The organism is Nocardioides sp. GCM10030259, assembly GCF_042666375.1.
Taxonomy (GTDB): Bacteria; Actinomycetota; Actinomycetes; order Propionibacteriales; family Nocardioidaceae; genus Nocardioides.
Genome location: NZ_JBHTDF010000002.1, coordinates 371,558 through 388,720 on the forward strand (window position 1 = coordinate 371,558; position 17,163 = coordinate 388,720).

The window sequence follows — 17,163 nt, forward strand, 5'->3', positions numbered from 1 at the left end:
CGCGGATGAGCGAGACCGAGGAGTTCACCTGCCCCGGCCGGTTCGACGGCCAGGTGGTCGTCGTGACCGGCGCGGCCGGGGGGATCGGCAGCGCGATCATCCGCCGCTTCGCGCGGGAGGGCGCCCACGTGGTGGCATCCGACCGGCGCCCGGACGGCGAGGAGATGGTGGCAGGGTTCCTCGGCCCGGACGCGCCGAAGTGGACCTACCTGGACCGTGACCTGGCCTCCGTGGAGGGGGCACAGGCTCTCGTCGACCACGCCGTCGAGACCTTCGCCCGGGTCGATGTCCTGGTCAACAACGCCGGTGGCGGCATCATCAAGGACTACCTCGACCACGACCACGAGTCGCGGCGGGAGACCGTGGACCGGAACCTGTGGACGGCGGTGAACTGCTCCACCGGCGTCCTGCCCGTCATGCGACGCGCCGGCTACGGCCGGATCGTGAACGTCGGCGCCGACTCGGTCCGCAACGGACTCTTCCAGCACGCGATGTACAACGCCGCCAAGGGCGGCGTGCACGGGCTCACGACCGGGCTCGCCCGTGAGTTCGCCCCCGACGGGATCACCGTGAACACGGTGGCGCCGACGGGGACCGTGACGCCGTACGTCGCCTCGCGGCCCGCCGACGCGGTCGAGCGCTTCGAGAAGAACCGTGCCCTGATCCCCGTGGGGCGGTTCGGGACGACGGCCGAGGTCGCCTCCGCCGTCCTGTACCTGGCGAGCAGGGAGGCGTCGTTCATCACTGGCCAGGTGGTCAGCGTCAACGGCGGCTCGACGATGTTGTGACCCATCCGCGCCACCACCCAGAGAAGCAGCGAGAGAGGACCCGATGACCACCACCGACGAGAACCTGATCCCCTGGCGCCTGGGCTACGTGGCGCTGAACGTCCCCGACCTGGACGAGGCCGTGGAGGCCTGGACCCGGCTCGGCATGCTGGAGGTCTCGGAGACCTCCGAGGGCACCGTCCACCTGCGCGGCGGCACCGACCACCACTGGGTGGTGCTGCACGAGAGCGACGGAGAACCCGGACTGCGCCGGATGGCCTTCGAGGTTCAGCGGCGCGAGCACCTGGACGCCTACCGTGAGCGGCTCAAGAACGAAGGGATCCAGGTCACCGACCACGACGGCGAGTGGACCGGGAACGCGATCCGCTTCCAGGACCCCAACGGCTACGAGGTGGAGCTCTTCGACGCCCTCGGCAACGTCGGCATCACTCCGACGAGGCCGTGGGTCCCCCCGACCCAGCTGCTGCACGCCGTGGTCGCGGTGCACGACATCGAGGAGTCCTTCGACTTCTACGGCCGGGTGCTCGGGCTGCTCGAGTCCGACCGGGTGCTGGGCAAGACGATCTTCCTGCGGGCCGCGAACCAGTTCCACCACTCGCTGGTGCTCGGTGGCGGCCGCGGCACGCCGCCGTTCCTCGACCACGTCGCCTTCCACTTCGCGGACATCGACGACCTGATGCGGGTCCGGCAGAACTTCCTCGCCCGGGAGATCCCGCTCGACCGGGACCTGCTCCGGCACCCGACCTCGGGGTCGATGGGCTTCTACGCCAAGGGCCTGCCCGGTCCGTCGACCGTGGAGTTCTGCATCGACCACGCCAAGATCACCGACCCCGACTACCGACCCCGGAGCATGGCGCCCGGGCGGTGGACCTCCAACGTCTGGGTGCCGCCGGTGGACCTGGACTGAGCGGCGAGGTCCATGCTCGACGTCCACACGCACTTCTTCCCACGCCACCTTCCGCCACCGTCCGACCGTGCGCTGGCGGACGGGTGGCCGGAGCTGGCCCCCGACGGTGACCTCGTGGAGGTGCGGCAACAGGGGCGAGTGGTCCGCGTCCTCGACGCGACAGCCTGGGACGCCACGGCCCGCCTGGCGGCCATGGACCGGTTGGGGGTCGACCACCACGTCGTGCTGCCGACCCCCTTCACGTTCCTCTACGACGCGGACCCCGACATAGCGGGCGACTACGCCCGTGCCCAGAACGACGTGCTGGCCGAGCTCGTGGCTTCGGGGCAGGGCCGCCTGACCGGCTTCGGGTCCGTGCCGCTCCAGGACCCGGAGGCGGCGGTCGCGGAGGTAGGTCGCATGGCGCTGGAGCTCGGCCTCGCAGGGGTCGGCATCGGAACCCACGCGGACCTCTTCGAGCTGCACTCGCCGGAGCTGGAGCCGGTGTTCGCCCGGATCGAGCAGCTGGACCTGCCGGTGTTCGTACACCCGTGGAAGCCGATGGCTCCCACGCGCACCAGCCACCACGGGCTCGCCTTCGGTCTCGGCCGACCGGTCGAGACCGAGCTGGCCGTGGGGTCGCTGGTCTTCGGCGGGGTCCTCGAGCGCCACCCCGACCTGCGGGTGTGCCTGGCGCACGGCGGAGCCGGCATCCCGGCGATCCGTGGTCGGCTCGCCAACGGGTGGTCCCGGCAGCCCGTCGACACCCGCACGCCCCGGGCCGGGCCGCGACACCTCCTGGCGCGGCTGTGGGCCGACGGCCTGACCTACGACCCCGCCGCGCTCGCCCTCGCCGCGAGCACCTTCGGCCCCGAGCACATGGTGGTGGGGTCCGACTTCCCCTTCGATGCCCAGGAGTCCCCGATCGGGGCGTCGTTCGTCAACGGCGTCGCCGCCGGGCTGCTGCCCTACGGCCGGGACTGGGCCGAGGTCACCACACGCAACGCCCGTACGTTCCTGGGGTCAGCCGACCCCACCACCCACTTCCTCGGCGACCGCGGCGAGGAGCACCCGATAGGAGCAGAGCGATGAAGTTGTCCCAGGACCACGAGGACTTCCGCAAGGCGGTCCGGGAGATGGCGCGCACGCATGTCGCGCCGGTGGCCGACGAGATCGACAAGACCGACAAGTTCCCCGAGCACCTGATCGACGTCTTCGGCGACATGGGCCTCGTGCAGCTCGCCGTTCCGGAGGAGTACGGCGGCCCCGGCGGCGACCTGCTGTCGGGCTGCATCGCCCGTGAGGAAGTGGCCGCGGCCGGCTCGATGGCGCTGGCCCAGCTGGCCGGGCAGAACAGCATCGTCATCAACGCGATGCTCACCGGTGCCAGCGACCAGCTGAAGAAGCGGCTCCTGCCCGAGCTGGCCGAGGGTCGCACGATCACCTGCATCGCGATCACCGAGCCCGACGCCGGCTCCGACCCCTCGCTCATGCAGACCCGCGCCAAGAAGGCCGGGGACACCTGGGTGATCAGTGGCTCCAAGCAGTTCATCACCTGGGGCAGCATGGCCAAGTACGCCGTGGTCTTCGCCCGCACCAACGACCAGCCGGGCGCCAAGGGGATCAGCGCGTTCCTCGTCGACTGTGACCAGCCGGGCTGGCAGATCGCCAAGGCGAACGACAAGATGGGCCAGCACGGCGTGCCCAACAACGAGATCCTCCTCGACAACGTCGAGGTCCACGAGGACGGCTTGATCGGCGACGAGGGCAACGGCTTCGGGGCCGCGATGCACGGACTGCACCTGAACCGGCCGACGGTCGCCGCGATCGCGGTCGGTGCCGCACAGTGCGCGCTCGACTACGCGATCGCCTACGCGAAGGAGCGGGAGGCCGGCGGCCAGAAGATCGTCGAGTTCCAGGGCCTGCGCTGGATGATGGCCGAGGACTACACGCAGATCGCCGCGGCCCGGCACCTGGTCTACGACTGCGCCATGGCCTATGACGCGAACGCGCCGCAGGACGAGGTCACGAAGCTGTCCTCCATGGCCAAGCTGTTCGCGGCCGACACCGTGCAGCGGGTCACCTCGAACGCGGTGCAGATCCTCGGCGGCCACGGCTACATGTCCGAGCACCCGGTCGAGCGCTACATGCGCGACGCCAAGCTGATCGGCATCTACGAGGGCACCAGCCAGATCCAGCGCAACATCATCGCGAAGCGCATCCTCCGATGAACGCGGCGGGAGGCGGGCCGCTGGCCGGCGTGAAGGTGCTCGAGTTCTCGATCATGATCGCGGGCCCGTACGGCGGCCGCCTCCTGGCGGACGCGGGTGCGGACGTGGTCAAGGTCGAGCCTCCCGAGGGTGACCCGATGCGCAGCCGGACGCCGATCCGTGACGGCGCCAGCACCTACTACGGCGCGATGAACGCCGGCAAGAAGAGCGTGGCCCTGGACCTGAAGGACCCGGCTGCTCGCGACCGCGCGATGGCGCTGATCGCCGAGGCGGACGTGGTCCTGGAGAACTACCGGCCCGGGGTGATGGCGAAGCTGGGCCTCGGGTACGACGCCTGCGCGGAGGTCAATCCGCGGCTCGTCTACTGCTCGATCTCCGGCTACGGCCAGACCGGCCCGAAGTCCCGCTATCCGGCGTACGCGCCGATCCTGCACGCGCTCTCCGGGTACGACCTCACGAACATGGGCTACCAGCGCGACGCCGATCGTCCGACCTCGACCGGCACCTTCGTCGCCGACATCATGGCCGGCCAGGTGGCCTACGGCGCGGTGCTCACCGGACTCCTCGGTCGTGAGCGCACCGGCAGGGGCGACTACCTCGACGTGGCCCTGCTCGACATCATGCTGTCGACGCTGGTCTACGAGACGCAGGCCGCGCAGGCCGGGGGAGCGGGGCCGGGCAAGACGGTCTACCGGCCCTGCCGGGCCGGGGACGAGTTCGTGATCATCGCGGCGATCACGGACCGCAACTTCGTGTCGCTGGTCAACGCGATGGAGCAGCCCGAGCTGCTCGAGGATCCGCGGTTCGCGGCCATGTCGGCGCGCGAGGAGAACTGGGAGGAGTGGCAGGAGCTGATCGCGGCCTGGGCGCGCGACCAGGACGCCAGGGAGCTCGAGGAGCTGCTGCTGTCGCGGGGCGTCCCGTGCAGCCGGTTCCGCACGGTCGACCAGGCGCTGTTCGACGACCAGGTGCGACACCGCGGGACGCTGCGCACGGCCGAGGACCGGGCGGGCACGTTCGAGTTCGTCGGTGCGCCGTTCCAGTCGCGGAGCTTCCCCGACGGTCCGGAGCCTCGTCCGGTGAGCGAGCTCGACGGGGACGCCGAGGAGGTGTTCGGAGCCGAGCGGGCCGGATCCTCCTCGACATCTTGACGGCCGGCCATCGCGCCGTGTTCAATGGTACGACCATTGAAAGGAGTGCCATGAGGGTCACGGTCATCGAGGACAAGTGCTGCGGCTTCGCCACGTGCATCAGCGTCGCGCCCGACGTGTTCGACATCGACGGGGACCAGATCGCGGTGCCGCTGGTCGAGGGTGACCTGCCGGAGCGACTCCACCAGTGCGCCCGCGAGGCGGCCGAGGCCTGCCCGACGGACGCGATCGTCATCGAGGAGTGAGATGAGCGTCCTCGTCATCGGCGGCTCGGTCGCCGGCCTCGCGGTCGCGGACGGACTGCGTGCCCAGGACTACCCCGGCCGCATCACGGTCGTCGACGCGGATCCGTCGCTGCCCTACGACAAGCCGCCACTGTCCAAGCAGGCGTTGAAGCCGGACTGGGACCCGGTGAAGGGCCTCCTGCGTCCCGAGGAGCACTACCGCGACAAGCGCGTCGAGCTGGTCACCGGCAGGACGGCGGTCGCGCTCGGCGGCGAGCGGCGTGCGGTTCGACTCGACGACGGCACCGAGCTCGTCGCGGATCACGTCGTCCTCGCGACCGGGGTCCGGGCACGGTTGCTGCCCGAGCACATGATGCTGCCCGGCGTCCATGCGATCCGCACCGCAGCTGACAGCGCCGCCGTTCGCGCGGCCCTGGCAGGGCGACCGCGGGTCGTGGTCGTGGGCGGCGGCTTCATCGGCGCCGAGGCGGCCGCGGTCGCAGCGGACCTCGCGCTCGAGGTCACGATCGTCGAGGCGCTCCCGCTGCCGTTCCAGCACCTGTTCGGGCGCGAGGTCGCCGAGGCGCTGGCCGGGTGGCACCGCTCCGCCGGGGTCCGCCTCGAGTGCGGCGTCACCGTCGAGGCGATCGAAGGCGTGCAGCGCGTCGAGCGCGTCCGGCTCTCCGACGGCAGGGAGCTGCCTGCCGACCTCGTCCTCCTCGGCCTTGGTGCCGTCCCGGCGGTGGAGTGGCTCGAGGGCGCGGGCCTCGCGATCGATGACGGCATCGTGTGCGACGAGCACGGCCGCACCGGCGTGCCCGGTGTCTGGGCGGCGGGGGACGCGGCGGCGTGGCGCAACCCGGCCACGGGCAAGCACGTCCGCATCGAGCACTGGACCACGGCCAAGGAGCAGGGTGCGGCTGTGGCCCACAACATCGCCGCCGGTGCCTCGGTCCGGACCGTCGGGCCCGTCCCGTACTTCTGGTCCGACCAGTACCGACGACGGATCCAGTTCCTCGGCACGTCCGCGGGCCACGACGCGACCCACCTGGTCCACGGGGGCTTCGACCAGCCCGAGTTCGTCGTGCTCTACACGAACGGCGGCCGACTGATCGGCGGGCTCGGCGTGGCCGCGGCCCGACACCTGATGAGGTTCCGCGGCCACATCGCCGCGCGGGACCCCATCGACCAGCTGCTGGCTCCGACCGGCGCGACGGCGGGAGCCTGAATGAGCGTGCCCGACGACGCCCCGCTCGCCGGGACCATCGTGCTGGACCTGTCCCGGGCGGTCGCAGGGCCCCAGGCCGGCATGATGCTCGGCGACATGGGCGCTCGCGTGATCAAGGTGGAGAGCAGGCTGGGCGACGACAGTCGTGGCTGGGGGCCGCCGTTCGTCGGCGAGAACGGCGAGGAGGCGACGTTCTTCTACTGCGTCAACCGCAACAAGGAGTCGATCACCCTCGACCTGAAGGACCCCGCGGACAACGACGTCCTGGCGCGACTCGTGCGTCGTGCGGACGTGCTGATCGAGAACTTCCGCGCCGGTGTCCTGGACCGCCTCGGCTTCCCCGTCCAACGACTCCATGATCTCAACCCGAGACTGGTCGTGCTCAGCATCACCGGGTTCGGCCACGACGGGCCCGAGGGCCAGCGCGCCGGCTACGACCAGATCCTGCAGGGCGAGGCCGGGCTGATGAGCCTCACCGGCCCCGGTGACGAGCAGCCGACCAAGGTCGGGGTGCCGATCGCCGACGTCCTCGCCGGGATGAACGGTGCGTACGGCGTCGTGAGCGCGCTGCACCAACGCACCCGCACCGGCCGCGGCCGCGTCGTCCGCACCTCGCTGCTGGCATCCGTGATCGGCGCCCACGCCTTCCAGGGCACTCGCTGGACAGTGGCCAAGGAGGTGCCCGGCACGTCCGGCGTGCACCATCCCTCGATCTCGCCGTACGGCCTGTTCCGGACCGCGACGGCACCCGTGCAGGTCGCGTGCGGATCGGAGTCGCTGTGGCGGCGGTTCGCCACCGCGATCGGTCTTGACCCGGATGACCCGGACTTCGCGGTCAACCAACGGCGGGTCACCGACCGCGACGCGCTGACGGCCCGCATCGAGGCGATCTTCGCGACCGCGCCGGCCGAGCACTGGCTGAAGCTGATGGCCGGCGCCGGAGTGCCGGCCGGCAAGGTGCGCAGCCTCGACGACGTCTACGGCTGGGAGCAGACGCGCTCGCAGGGACTCGTGATCCAGGTCGAGCACGCCACGCAGGGAACCCTGGAGCTGCCCGGCCCGACGATCCGGCTCGACGACAACGAGTACGCAGGTGGCCGCGCCGAGCACCTCGCGCCCCCGCTGCTCGGCCAGCACAACGACTCCGTGCGGGGATGGCTGGACGGCCACGCCCACTGACCGATTGCCGGGCGATCGGTCCCACCATTCGGTATCCTCCTGAATGGTCAGACCAACCGAATCGCGACCACGCCCGAGAGATCGGAATCCGAGCATGGCTACGCCCACGTTCCAGCCCGCCAAGCCTCGCCGGGCCTTCGACGAGATCATCGCCCAGGTGCGCGAGATGGTGCGCAAGGGAGAGCTGGTGCCCGGCGACCGCCTCCCGGCGGAGCGACAGCTGGCCGAGCAGTTCGCGGTGAGCCGCAACACGGTGCGCGAAGCGCTGCGGATGCTCGAGATCTCCGGCCTCGTCCAGCTGCGGCGTGGGGCGAGTGGGGGAGCGTTCATCGCCGAGGCGGACCCCTCCAAGGTCGCCTCGAGCATGACCGACATGCTGGAGCTCAACCAGTTCTCCCTCAGTGACCTGACCGAGGCCCGAGGCTGGCTGGAGTCCGTCGTCGCCCGGATCGCCTGCGAGCGTGCCGACGAGGCGATGCTGGCCAGGCTGGACGCGAATGTCGCGGAAGCCGCTCAGCTCAGCGATCGTGGGGACTGGGAGCGCAAGGCGTTGGTCAACGTCGAGTTCCACAACCTGCTCGCCGAGGCCACCGGCAATCCGGTGATGGTGGCGATGATGCGTGGACTGATGGACGTCATGGCCAAGATCGTGCTGCGTCTCGGACCCACCGAGGGCGACGTGGTGCTGCGCAGCCGTCGCCGGTTCATGAAGCACCTCCACAACCGCGATGCCGAGGCCGCGGTCGCGGAGATGTACCGGCATCTCGAGCGCATGCACAAGCTCTGGGTCGACGGCTACTACAAGGGTTCCCGACTCCGCGAGTCCTGACCCACGTCTCACCTCTCTCCGCAGTCGGCCGCGCCCGAGCGTCGGGCCCGGTCATTGCGGCCTGCCGTCGTGCCTGCCGTCGCGCCTGCGTGGCGCTGACGCGCAAGACCGAGAATGGTCCATCCCTTGACAGGAGCGTGAGCACCACCACAGACTGAGGCTGGTCCAACCATTGATCTCTCGGTTGAGTGGGCTCGGGGCGGGCAGACCGAGGTTGGCGAAGAACATCCGAAGTGTGTGAGTCGACCCAGGAGATTCCTAATGCGTTCGAAGTCCGTCGTGACCATGCTGGCGCTGGCGCTCGTTCCCGGCCTCACCGCCTGCCAGATCAGCTCCGCCGGGGGCTCGGGGGGCGGGGACTACCCGAATGATTCGATCGAGCTGATCGTGGGGACGTCGGCCGGCGGGCCGACCGACACGAACGCCCGGATCCTCGCGACCTGCATGGAGAAGGACCTCGGGGAGACGATCGTCGTGAAGAACGTCGACGGCGCCTCTGGCGCGATGGGCAACCGCGAGGTGATCGCCGCCGAGCCCGACGGCTACACGCTCTCGCTGACCCCGGCCACCGGCGTGACGCTGTCGCCCTACCTGGAGGACCTCGGGTTCGACCACGAGGACGTGTCGCCCGTCGGCCGGCTCTTCGGCACGGCCATGGTGTTCGTGACCTCGAAGGGTTCCTACAAGTCTGCTGAGGAGTTCTTCGCCGACGCCGACAAGAACCCCGGCAAGCTGACGGTCGGCACGCCCGGACCCACGAGCCCCAAGCAGGTGATCATGCAGGCGCTCAGGAACAACCACGACATCGACCTCAAGCCGGTGCCGCTGGAAGGTCAGGCAGGCGTGGTGACCGCGATGCTCGGTGGCAACGTCGACGTCGCGGCTGTCGAGGCGACCGACGACGTCAAGTCGTACATCGAGTCCGGTGAGTTCGTCCCGCTCGCCTACATCAGTCCCGGGGCCGTCTCGTGGCTCGGCGACGTGCCGACTCTCGAGGACCTCGGCTACGCCGACTCGATGCTGCCGATGAACGAGTACCCCCTCTACGGCCCCGCAGGTATGCCCGACGACGTCGTCAGCACGCTGGAGGAGTCCATGAAGGGCTGCGTCGAGGACCCGGAGGTCGCGGAGAAGGTCGGCGAGGACTACATCACCGAGCCGTTCCAGGGAGCCGAGGAGACCGCCACCTGGCTCGCGGATTCCGCCGAGACCTACCAGGGAATCGTCGAGTGACGGCCTGGACGGACCAGGCCGGCGAGACAGGGGCAGTGATGCCGGAGACGAAGACCGGCACGCAGGGTCGAACCCAGACGGACGGCCGCTGGCGCGGGCACGTGCACCGATTCGCGCCGCTCCTGCTCGCCGCCTGCGCGGCGTACGCCGTCTACGCGGCGCGCGACCTCGAGGTCCACGGCCTGTCCCAGCCCGGCCCGGGCATGTGGCCCCTCATCGTCTCCGTCGTCATGGGCGTCACCGCGCTCCTGCTGGTCGTGCGGGACATCCCCGAGGACTACGAGGCCTGGAGCTGGCGCAGCGTCCGGGTGCTCGGCGGGGTCGCCGTGCTCGCCGCCTACGTGTGGTCCCTCGGGGTGCTCGGCTTCGTCCCGTCGTCACTTCTGTTCCTGTTCATCTGGATGAAGGTGCTCGCACGGGAGTCGTGGCGGATGTCCCTCCTGCTCGCGGTCGTCGGAGCCTTCGCCCTGAACTTCGTCTTCGTCGACGTCTTCGCCGTCCCCTTCCCGCCCGGACTCGTCACGATCGAATCGGGAGGCTCCTGACATGGAAGGCCTGCTGCACGGGCTGGAGGTCGCGTTCCAGCCCACGAACCTGCTCTACGTCTTCATCGGCGTGCTGATCGGCACCGTGATCGGCGTCCTCCCCGGCCTCGGGCCGACCGCGACGATCGCCCTCCTGCTGCCGTTGACCTACGAGATCGAGCCGGCGACCGCGGTCATCATGCTGGCGGGCATCTACTACGGCTCGATGTACGGCGGCACTATCACCTCGGTGCTGTTGAAGCTGCCGGGTGAGGCGGCGTCGGTCGTCACCACCTTCGACGGCTACCAGATGGCCAGACAGGGACGCGCCGGACCCGCGCTGGGAATCGCGGCCATCGGGTCGTTCATCGGCGGCACGATCGCGGTGGTCGGCCTGACGCTCCTGGCGCCGTTCCTCGCGCGGGTGGCCGTGCAGTTCGGTCCTCCGGAGTTCTTCGCCCTGACAGTGCTGGCCATCCTGATGGTCACCTATCTCGGCACACGGTCGCCGCTGAAGAGCCTCTGCATGGCCGCGCTCGGCCTGCTGCTCGCGACCGTCGGGCAGGACCCGATCGACGGTCAGCAGCGCTACACCTTCGACCGGCTCGAGCTCTGGGACGGCCTGGACTTCGTCGCCGTGGCGATGGGCCTGTTCGGCGTCGCGGAGATCCTGCACCAGCTGGAGCACACCGAGCGGGCACAGCTGATCACCTCGAAGGTGAAGAACATCCTCCCGACGCGCAAGGACGTCAAGGACTCCGCCGGGCCGATCGCCCGTGGGTCCGTCCTGGGGTTCCTCATCGGCGTGCTGCCCGGCGGAGGTGGCGTGATCTCGTCGCTGGCGTCGTACGCGCTGGAGAAGAAGCGTGCCAAGGACCCGAGCCGGTTCGGCAAGGGCGCGATCGAGGGGGTCGCGGGACCGGAGACGGCGAACAACGCCTCCTCCACGTCGTCGTTCATCCCACTGCTGACCCTGGGGATCCCGGCCAACGTCGTCCTGGCGCTGATCTTCGGTGCCCTGCTCGTCCAGGGCATCACGCCCGGCCCGGAGCTGATCAACGAGCACCCGGACATCTTCTGGGGCGTGATCATCTCGATGTACATCGGCAACGTCATGCTGCTGGTCCTGAACATGCCGCTGGTCGGTGTCTTCATCCAGCTGCTGCGCGTGCGTGAGGGGATCCTCGCGGCGTTCGCCCTGCTGGTGACGATGGCCGGTGTCTACTCGATCAACAACGACATCTTCGACATGTGGATCGTGCTGGGATTCGGTGTCCTCGGGTGGCTGATGAAGAAGACCGGGTTCGAGCCCGGGCCGCTGGTCCTGGCCTTCGTCCTCGGACCGATCCTCGAAGCGTCGTTCCGGCGGTCGATGCTGCTCTCCGACGGCAGCTTCACCATCTTCGTCACCCGGCCCTACTCCGGCGCCGTGTTCGGCTTGATGCTGGTGGTCCTCGTCGCCGCCTTCATCGGCAAGCGCCGGACCGGCGACTCGATGGTGATGCGCGTCGACGAGGCGAACGCCGCGGCCGATGCCGCGGTCGACGTCGGGCCAGGTGACACCGAGGACCACGCACCTGCGACGGTCACTGCGGGAGATTCCGCCGACGCCGACGATCCGGGTGACCGGTCCCGCCGACGGCGACGATGACGTCGCCCATGCCCCAGGTGGGGGTGACCCTGACCAGTGCCTTCATCGGCGCTGACGGGGTCGCTCCCACGACGGTGCTGCGCGCCGCCGCGAGGTCCGAGGTGGACTTCGTGCAGATCGGCGACCATGTCAGCTTCCACGACGGCACCGGCTTCGACGGGCTGCTGCACGCCGCCGTCGCGCTGACCGGACAACAGACCGTGCCGGTGCGGGTCGGCCTCTACCTCCTGGCGCTCCGGCACCCCGTGCTGGTCGCGCGCCAGCTGGCCGACCTGGCCCGTCTGTTCCCCGGCCGGCTCGCGCTCGGCGTGGGCGTCGGCGGCGAGGACCGGCACGAGTTCGAGGTGAGCGGGGTGGACCCCGCGACCCGGGGTCGGCGTACCGACGAGGCACTCGCGCTGCTCGACGGGCTGCTGACCGGCGAGCCGGTCACGTTCGAGGGGGAGTTCTACCGCGTGCGCGATGCGCTCGTTCGCCCGGCGCCGGCGTCCCGGATCCCGGTCCTGGTGGGCGGGCGCTCGGACGCCGCCCTCCGGCGGGCTGCGCGCCACGGGGACGGCTGGCTCGCGCTGTGGACCTCGCCCCAACGCTTCGCCGCGGCGGTCTCCGAGGTGGCGGAGCTCGCGGATCGGGCCGGGCGGAAGATGACGGACTGGCAGCACGGGTTGGTGCTCTGGTGCGCGACGCCCGGTGCCGACGGGCGGGGCGGCGACCGCCTCACCGAGACCATGCAGCAGCGCTACAAGATGTCGTTCGAGAAGTTCAGCCGCTGGTGCCCGGTCGGCCCGCCCGACGAGCTCGCCGACCGCGTGCGTGAGTACGCCGCGGGGGGCTGCGGCCACGTCTCGTTGACCCTTCCGGCGGGGAGCCCGCTGGAGTCGGTCGAGGTGGCCGCCGAGGTACGCCGGTCCCTCGCCGCGGGCTGAGCCGCGGTCAGCGGCCGGTCCAGGTGTGGGGACGCTTGGCGAGGAAGTCGCGGACGCCCTCGTGGAAGTCGCGGCTTCCATAGACCGTGTGGATGATGTCGGTGTCGTCGGGCATGGCCGCCACGCGCAACCGGCGCAGCGCCTCCTTCGTCGCCCACATCGTCAGCGGCGCATGGCCCGACATCTCCTCGGCCAGCGCTGCCACGCGCTGGCGAAGGCGGTCGCCGGGCACGACCTCGGCGGCGAAGCCGCTGGCCACTGCCTCCTCGGCGTCCATCGGCCGAGCCAGGAGGAGCAGGGTCTTCGTGCGTGCCGCGCCCAGGCACTCGACCAGGGCCGCCAGGGTGCTGGCGGAGAGGCAGTTGCCCAGGGTCCGGGCGATCGGGTACCCGAACCGGCTGTCCGGCGTCACCACGCGCAGGTCACAGGCGGTGGCCAGGGCGAGGCCGCCGCCGAAGCAGTGCCCGGAGACCGCCGCGATGGTCGGCACCCGGACCTGCTCGAGCGCGTCGAGGACCTCGGTGATCCGCCGCTCGTAGCGCACCCCGTCCTCCCCTCCCTCGAACGCGAGGAACTCCGCGATGTCGGTGCCGGCCACGAAGGCGCGGTCGCCGGCGCCCGCGAGCACCATCGCCCGGACCTCGGGGTCCCGGTCGGCCTCGGCGCAGGCCTCGGCCAGGCGGTCGTACATGGCACTCGTCATCGCGTTGTGCTTGTCCGGCCGATGGAACGTGACCGTGAGGACTGCGCCGTCACGCTCCACCAGCAGGTCCGGTGTGGCTGCCATGGCTCCAGTATGGACCAACCATTGATTCAGTCTAGCGGTGTCCAGGGGGTGCGGCGGCGAGCGGATCCGGGCGTCCCGCTGGACGGAACTCTGAGTATTGACGCCCCATGTGACGAGTGCCACGCTCTGGCTAAACCATTGAAGGTCCGACCATTGACACGGCCTCCGGCCGGAATGGAGACGAGATGAACCACGCGAAGATCGGCGCGATGGCAGTGGCTGCGCTGGTGTCGGGGACGCTTGTCGGTTGCAGTAGCGAGGCGAGCTCGGGCGGTGACTACCCCAGCAAGAGCATCGAGCTGATCATCCCGAACACGCCTGGCGGCCCCAACGACGTCTCGGCCCGCGTCGTGGGTGAGTGCCTCAACGGCGAGCTGGACCAGACGGTGGTCCCCAAGAACGTCGAGGGCGCCTCGCAGGCCATCGGCACCCGCGAGCTGATGACGTCCGAGCCTGACGGCTACACGATCGCGATCAGCCCCCACACCGGGCTGACGCTGACGCCGCTGCTGGACGACGTGGGCTTCTCGGAAGAGGACATCACCCCGATCGCCTCGGTCTTCGAGACCGCGATGATCCTCGTGACCTCGGCCGACTCGGAGTACCAGAGCGGTGAGGCGCTGTTCGACGCCGCCGAGGACAACCCGGGCGACATCAAGGTCGGCACCCCCGGACCGACCAGCCCCAAGCAGGTCGTGCTCGACGCCCTGCGCTCGAAGTACGACGTCGACCTCGAGGCGGTCCCGCTCGACGGGCAGGCTGGTCAGGTCGCCGCGATGTTGGGAAACAACGTGGACGCAGTCGCCGTGGAGGCGACGAACGACGTCCGCGAGCAGATCGACGCGGGAAAGTTCATCCCGCTCGCCGCCATCGGCGACGAGCCGGTGAACTGGCTCCCGGACGTACCGACCCTGTCCGACCTCGGGTTCGAGGACGCCGCGCTGCCGAACAACGTCTACCTCGCCTTCGGCCCGAAGGGCATGCCGGAGGACGTCGTCGACACGCTCGAAGGTGCGATCAAGGACTGCATGGCCTCCGAGGACGTCATCGCTGGGATGGGCGAGCTCTACGTCCCGGACCCGTTCCTGGGTGCCGCGGACACCGCCGACATGCTGAGCAATGCCGCCGAGACCTACGAGTCGGTGGTCGAGACCGAGTAGTGGCTGATCGCCGGTGACCGTCCGCACCCTGCGGCAGGCCGAGGCGCGTCAGGCGTCCAGGTCGAACATCCAGTCGGGAGACGGGACCCCGGGGAACCGCTGCTGCGCGAGGACCAGGACCTCGACGAACTCGCTCGCTGCGCGATCCGCGTAGGGACGGATGGGGCTTCCGTACACGACTGCGGCGCCCGGCGCGTCATGGTCGTACCTGCCGTACATCCGTCGGGCCTCGAGGTGCGGCGCTGGTGCCCGCATGCTCGCGAGCACGGCCGCCCGGACCGCTTCGGGGGCGGGGTCGTCCTCGTGCAGCAGGTCCAGTAGGTCTTCCGTGCGCGGCAGGTCGTAGAAGAGCTCCGGGTCGGGCCTGCTGATCACGTCCTGGATCACGGCAGCCCAGGGTCCACCCTGGTCCGCGAGCGCTCGCCAGGTCTCGATGGCACGGCCGACCGCATCGGCCTCGACAGGTGCAGGGGGTGGTGGCCCCTGGCCCGCTGGTGGCTCCCATCCGGGGATGCCGGGCTGGGGAACGTAGGCGAGCGCTGACGGCGGGGGCTGCGGCTGCGACGGGAACAGCAGCTCGTCCGGGTCCGCGGTCATCCACACGCCGACGGCGACGGTGGACATCAGCCGCGGCAGCGGCCCTCCGGTGGATCTGAGCTCCTCCGGTACTCCGCCGTCGCTCGAGTCGCTCGCCGTGGCGAGCCAGTACAGCGACGCGGCCAGCTTGGGCAGCACCTTCGGTTCGCTGAGGAACGTCACGATCGCTTCGGCCTGGGCGATGCGTCGCTCCTTCGGCCAGGCTGCGGGCCGATAGAAGGTCAGTGGTGCGAAGAGCTCGGTGTACCGCCGATCCAGGTACCGGGTCCCGGCGGCGAGGGTGGACGCGTGCTGCAGCACGTTGGCGTATCGCTGCTCGCGCTTGTTCCGGGCGGCAGCGAACACGGACACGGTCCAGTCTGCGACCTTGAGCAGCACCGCATCAGCAAGCATGGAGGTCCTCGTTCCACCTGGCTCTCGATCTTGGTACCACGCCCGAGGGGCGCAGGACATGAGCCAAACGGGCTCACCCCTGCGGCGCCCGCGCCCTGACGCGGGTCAGCCGACGATCGCGACGTTCTCGAGCTCGGCGTCGCGGGCGCGCTCGCGGTGGGCCTCGACGGCAGCGCGGACGGTCTCGAGGGCCTCGGTGAGGTCGGTGATGCCGGTGCGCAGGCGCTGCTCGTACTGGCGCTGTGCCTGCCGCGAGGGCGTCTCGTCGGTCCACGCGGCCGTCTGCTCCGCGGCAACGCGTGGATCCCCCAGGGCAACTGATGGACAGCGACATGCGCCAACCGATGCGAGAGGATGCCGCCGTGCAGGTGGGAGGGTTCTACGTCGACTACCGCGGCCGGCGCCATCGCGACCTCTTCCGGAGTGCGGTCTGGGTCGGGGTGCCCGCGGCTGCGGGTCGCGACGACGAGCAGTTCCCGGACGCGCTGGAGTACGGCGAGTCCGGCGGAGTCTCCTGGGTGAAGCTGCCCGTCGAGGCGCTCGAGCGTCGGGTGAAGGTGACCGTCGAGGCGACCTGGCGCGACGAGCCGGTCACGGTCGTCGGCCCGGTCATCGACGGCACCGTCCTCCTCAACTACGACCGGTCGCCCGCGCGGGCGCGGGAGCTGGGCATGGAGGGTGACCAGCACATGGGCTGGCAGATCCGCGTGCCCGCCGGCGAGGTCGACGTCACCGGCGTGACCGAGAGGGAGTACTGATGGCCCAGCCCGTCGTGCTGAACGAGCGGGTGCCTGGGCGCGGGTGATCCGTCAGCCGTCCCCGGCGACCTTCGGATCTGACCGGGTACCGTCGGAGGCCTGTCCACCAGCGATCGGGGGGTGGCATGTACCCGAAGATCCGACAGTCCGTCGTCGCCGTGCTGAGCGTGACCGCGGTGACGAGTGCGCTGTGGCTCGCGCCGGCGCAGGCCCTGCGACCGGCAGCGGGGGAGCGGTACGCCGACGCGGCGTTCGCGGCCACCAACCACCAGCGCAGCGAGCGCGACCTCTCCACGCTGCGCGCGCGGAAGTGCCTCACCGGCTTCGCCGAGCGCTGGGCGCGGCAGATGGCCCGCGACCGGGAGCTCGTGCACCAGTCGCTGGGGCCGATCATGCGCCAGTGCCGCCTGAGCGGGGCAGGCGAGAACATCGCGTACGGCTACCCGACCGGCCGGCAGGTGGTGAACCGCGGCTGGATGAACTCCGAGGGCCACCGCGAGAACATCCTGCGACCGAGCTTCCGCCTGATGGGCATCGGCGCCCATCGCGACCGCGGGGGCACGTGGTGGGTCTCGCAGGTCTTCGGACGGGCCTGACGACAGACCCGCTCCGGGTGGG

18 protein-coding genes are annotated in these 17,163 nt (G+C 70.3%); 16 read left to right on the plus strand and 2 right to left on the minus strand.

Annotation, left to right across the window (positions count from 1 at the left end; all coding sequences use genetic code 11):
- The first annotated feature begins 5 nt into the window (after nucleotides 1-5).
- The 13 genes from ACFQQI_RS02120 to ACFQQI_RS02180 all read left to right on the plus strand — a co-directional run bounded on the left by ACFQQI_RS02120 (nucleotide 6) and on the right by ACFQQI_RS02180 (nucleotide 12,850).
- Nucleotides 6-788: an SDR family NAD(P)-dependent oxidoreductase gene (locus tag ACFQQI_RS02120; protein WP_378557203.1), complete on the plus strand. Its 783-nt coding sequence runs from the start codon at nucleotides 6-8 to the stop codon at nucleotides 786-788.
- A gap of 43 nt (nucleotides 789-831) precedes the next feature.
- Nucleotides 832-1,695, plus strand: coding sequence for a VOC family protein (locus ACFQQI_RS02125; protein WP_378557206.1), 864 nt, complete (start codon nucleotides 832-834; stop codon nucleotides 1,693-1,695).
- Nucleotides 1,696-1,707: 12 nt separating this feature from the next.
- The gene (locus ACFQQI_RS02130; protein ID WP_378557209.1) at nucleotides 1,708-2,766 is read left to right on the plus strand and encodes an amidohydrolase family protein; all 1,059 of its coding nucleotides are present in this window, start codon (nucleotides 1,708-1,710) and stop codon (nucleotides 2,764-2,766) included.
- The gene (locus ACFQQI_RS02135) at nucleotides 2,763-3,905 is read left to right on the plus strand and encodes an acyl-CoA dehydrogenase family protein (RefSeq protein ID WP_378557212.1); all 1,143 of its coding nucleotides are present in this window, start codon (nucleotides 2,763-2,765) and stop codon (nucleotides 3,903-3,905) included. Before ACFQQI_RS02130 ends, ACFQQI_RS02135 begins: the two co-directional genes overlap by 4 nt.
- Entirely contained in the window at nucleotides 3,902-5,056 is a 1,155-nt protein-coding gene (locus ACFQQI_RS02140; protein WP_378557215.1) for a CaiB/BaiF CoA transferase family protein, read from the plus strand. The genes ACFQQI_RS02135 and ACFQQI_RS02140 overlap by 4 nt, the downstream gene beginning before the upstream one ends.
- Nucleotides 5,057-5,106: 50 nt before the next feature.
- Entirely contained in the window at nucleotides 5,107-5,301 is a 195-nt protein-coding gene (locus tag ACFQQI_RS02145) for a ferredoxin (RefSeq protein WP_378557218.1), read from the plus strand.
- Between the two features lies 1 nt (nucleotide 5,302).
- Nucleotides 5,303-6,508, plus strand: coding sequence for an NAD(P)/FAD-dependent oxidoreductase (locus tag ACFQQI_RS02150; protein WP_378557221.1), 1,206 nt, complete (start codon nucleotides 5,303-5,305; stop codon nucleotides 6,506-6,508).
- Nucleotides 6,509-7,687: a CaiB/BaiF CoA transferase family protein gene (locus ACFQQI_RS02155; RefSeq protein ID WP_378557224.1), complete on the plus strand. Its 1,179-nt coding sequence runs from the start codon at nucleotides 6,509-6,511 to the stop codon at nucleotides 7,685-7,687.
- A 94-nt stretch (nucleotides 7,688-7,781) separates the two neighbouring features.
- Complete coding sequence (locus ACFQQI_RS02160) at nucleotides 7,782-8,516, plus strand: FadR/GntR family transcriptional regulator (protein ID WP_378557227.1); 735 nt, start codon at nucleotides 7,782-7,784, stop codon at nucleotides 8,514-8,516.
- Between the two features lie 261 nt (nucleotides 8,517-8,777).
- Nucleotides 8,778-9,749 (plus strand): tripartite tricarboxylate transporter substrate binding protein, encoded by a 972-nt coding sequence (locus ACFQQI_RS02165; RefSeq protein WP_378557230.1) that lies wholly within the window; start codon nucleotides 8,778-8,780, stop codon nucleotides 9,747-9,749.
- Between the two features lie 38 nt (nucleotides 9,750-9,787).
- On the plus strand, nucleotides 9,788-10,294 hold the full coding sequence (locus tag ACFQQI_RS02170; RefSeq protein ID WP_378557233.1) for a tripartite tricarboxylate transporter TctB family protein: 507 nt from the start codon (nucleotides 9,788-9,790) through the stop codon (nucleotides 10,292-10,294).
- A 1-nt stretch (nucleotide 10,295) separates the two neighbouring features.
- Nucleotides 10,296-11,924 carry a tripartite tricarboxylate transporter permease gene (locus ACFQQI_RS02175; protein WP_378557236.1) on the plus strand — a complete coding sequence of 543 codons (1,629 nt, stop codon included), beginning with the start codon at nucleotides 10,296-10,298 and terminating at the stop codon, nucleotides 11,922-11,924.
- A gap of 8 nt (nucleotides 11,925-11,932) precedes the next feature.
- Entirely contained in the window at nucleotides 11,933-12,850 is a 918-nt protein-coding gene (locus ACFQQI_RS02180) for an LLM class flavin-dependent oxidoreductase (protein WP_378557239.1), read from the plus strand.
- Nucleotides 12,851-12,857: 7 nt separating this feature from the next.
- Here the strand turns inward: ACFQQI_RS02180 and ACFQQI_RS02185 are convergent, their stop codons facing one another.
- Nucleotides 12,858-13,637 (minus strand): enoyl-CoA hydratase/isomerase family protein, encoded by a 780-nt coding sequence (locus tag ACFQQI_RS02185; protein WP_378557242.1) that lies wholly within the window; start codon nucleotides 13,635-13,637, stop codon nucleotides 12,858-12,860.
- Between the two features lie 185 nt (nucleotides 13,638-13,822).
- Here ACFQQI_RS02185 and ACFQQI_RS02190 point away from each other — a divergent pair, with 185 nt between their 5' ends.
- Nucleotides 13,823-14,797, plus strand: a complete 975-nt coding sequence (locus ACFQQI_RS02190) for a tripartite tricarboxylate transporter substrate binding protein (protein ID WP_378557245.1) — start codon at nucleotides 13,823-13,825, stop codon at nucleotides 14,795-14,797.
- Nucleotides 14,798-14,845: 48 nt separating this feature from the next.
- Here ACFQQI_RS02190 and ACFQQI_RS02195 read toward each other — a convergent pair whose 3' ends face one another.
- Entirely contained in the window at nucleotides 14,846-15,787 is a 942-nt protein-coding gene (locus ACFQQI_RS02195; RefSeq protein ID WP_378557248.1) for a hypothetical protein, read from the minus strand.
- 362 nt (nucleotides 15,788-16,149) lie between these two features.
- Here ACFQQI_RS02195 and ACFQQI_RS02200 point away from each other — a divergent pair, with 362 nt between their 5' ends.
- Nucleotides 16,150-16,545 (plus strand): hypothetical protein, encoded by a 396-nt coding sequence (locus ACFQQI_RS02200; RefSeq protein WP_378557251.1) that lies wholly within the window; start codon nucleotides 16,150-16,152, stop codon nucleotides 16,543-16,545.
- 125 nt (nucleotides 16,546-16,670) lie between these two features.
- A complete protein-coding gene (locus tag ACFQQI_RS02205; RefSeq protein WP_378557254.1) occupies nucleotides 16,671-17,141 on the plus strand; it encodes a CAP domain-containing protein in 471 nt (156 codons plus the stop codon).
- Nucleotides 17,142-17,163 lie beyond the last annotated feature (22 nt).

Excerpts from the sequence above, each read along its gene's own strand:
- ACFQQI_RS02120 (WP_378557203.1), top strand. The coding sequence starts at position 6 with ATGAGCGAGACCGAGGAGTTCACCTGCCCCGGCCGGTTCGACGGCCAG.
- ACFQQI_RS02125 (WP_378557206.1), top strand. The coding sequence starts at position 832 with ATGACCACCACCGACGAGAACCTGATCCCCTGGCGCCTGGGCTACGTG.
- ACFQQI_RS02130 (WP_378557209.1), top strand. The coding sequence starts at position 1,708 with ATGCTCGACGTCCACACGCACTTCTTCCCACGCCACCTTCCGCCACCG.
- ACFQQI_RS02135 (WP_378557212.1), top strand. The coding sequence starts at position 2,763 with ATGAAGTTGTCCCAGGACCACGAGGACTTCCGCAAGGCGGTCCGGGAG.
- ACFQQI_RS02140 (WP_378557215.1), top strand. The coding sequence starts at position 3,902 with ATGAACGCGGCGGGAGGCGGGCCGCTGGCCGGCGTGAAGGTGCTCGAG.
- ACFQQI_RS02145 (WP_378557218.1), top strand. The coding sequence starts at position 5,107 with ATGAGGGTCACGGTCATCGAGGACAAGTGCTGCGGCTTCGCCACGTGC.
- ACFQQI_RS02150 (WP_378557221.1), top strand. The coding sequence starts at position 5,303 with ATGAGCGTCCTCGTCATCGGCGGCTCGGTCGCCGGCCTCGCGGTCGCG.
- ACFQQI_RS02155 (WP_378557224.1), top strand. The coding sequence starts at position 6,509 with ATGAGCGTGCCCGACGACGCCCCGCTCGCCGGGACCATCGTGCTGGAC.
- ACFQQI_RS02160 (WP_378557227.1), top strand. The coding sequence starts at position 7,782 with ATGGCTACGCCCACGTTCCAGCCCGCCAAGCCTCGCCGGGCCTTCGAC.
- ACFQQI_RS02165 (WP_378557230.1), top strand. The coding sequence starts at position 8,778 with ATGCGTTCGAAGTCCGTCGTGACCATGCTGGCGCTGGCGCTCGTTCCC.
- ACFQQI_RS02170 (WP_378557233.1), top strand. The coding sequence starts at position 9,788 with ATGCCGGAGACGAAGACCGGCACGCAGGGTCGAACCCAGACGGACGGC.
- ACFQQI_RS02175 (WP_378557236.1), top strand. The coding sequence starts at position 10,296 with ATGGAAGGCCTGCTGCACGGGCTGGAGGTCGCGTTCCAGCCCACGAAC.
- ACFQQI_RS02180 (WP_378557239.1), top strand. The coding sequence starts at position 11,933 with ATGCCCCAGGTGGGGGTGACCCTGACCAGTGCCTTCATCGGCGCTGAC.
- ACFQQI_RS02185 (WP_378557242.1), bottom strand. The coding sequence starts at position 13,637 with ATGGCAGCCACACCGGACCTGCTGGTGGAGCGTGACGGCGCAGTCCTC.
- ACFQQI_RS02190 (WP_378557245.1), top strand. The coding sequence starts at position 13,823 with ATGAACCACGCGAAGATCGGCGCGATGGCAGTGGCTGCGCTGGTGTCG.
- ACFQQI_RS02195 (WP_378557248.1), bottom strand. The coding sequence starts at position 15,787 with ATGCTTGCTGATGCGGTGCTGCTCAAGGTCGCAGACTGGACCGTGTCC.
- ACFQQI_RS02205 (WP_378557254.1), top strand. The coding sequence starts at position 16,671 with ATGTACCCGAAGATCCGACAGTCCGTCGTCGCCGTGCTGAGCGTGACC.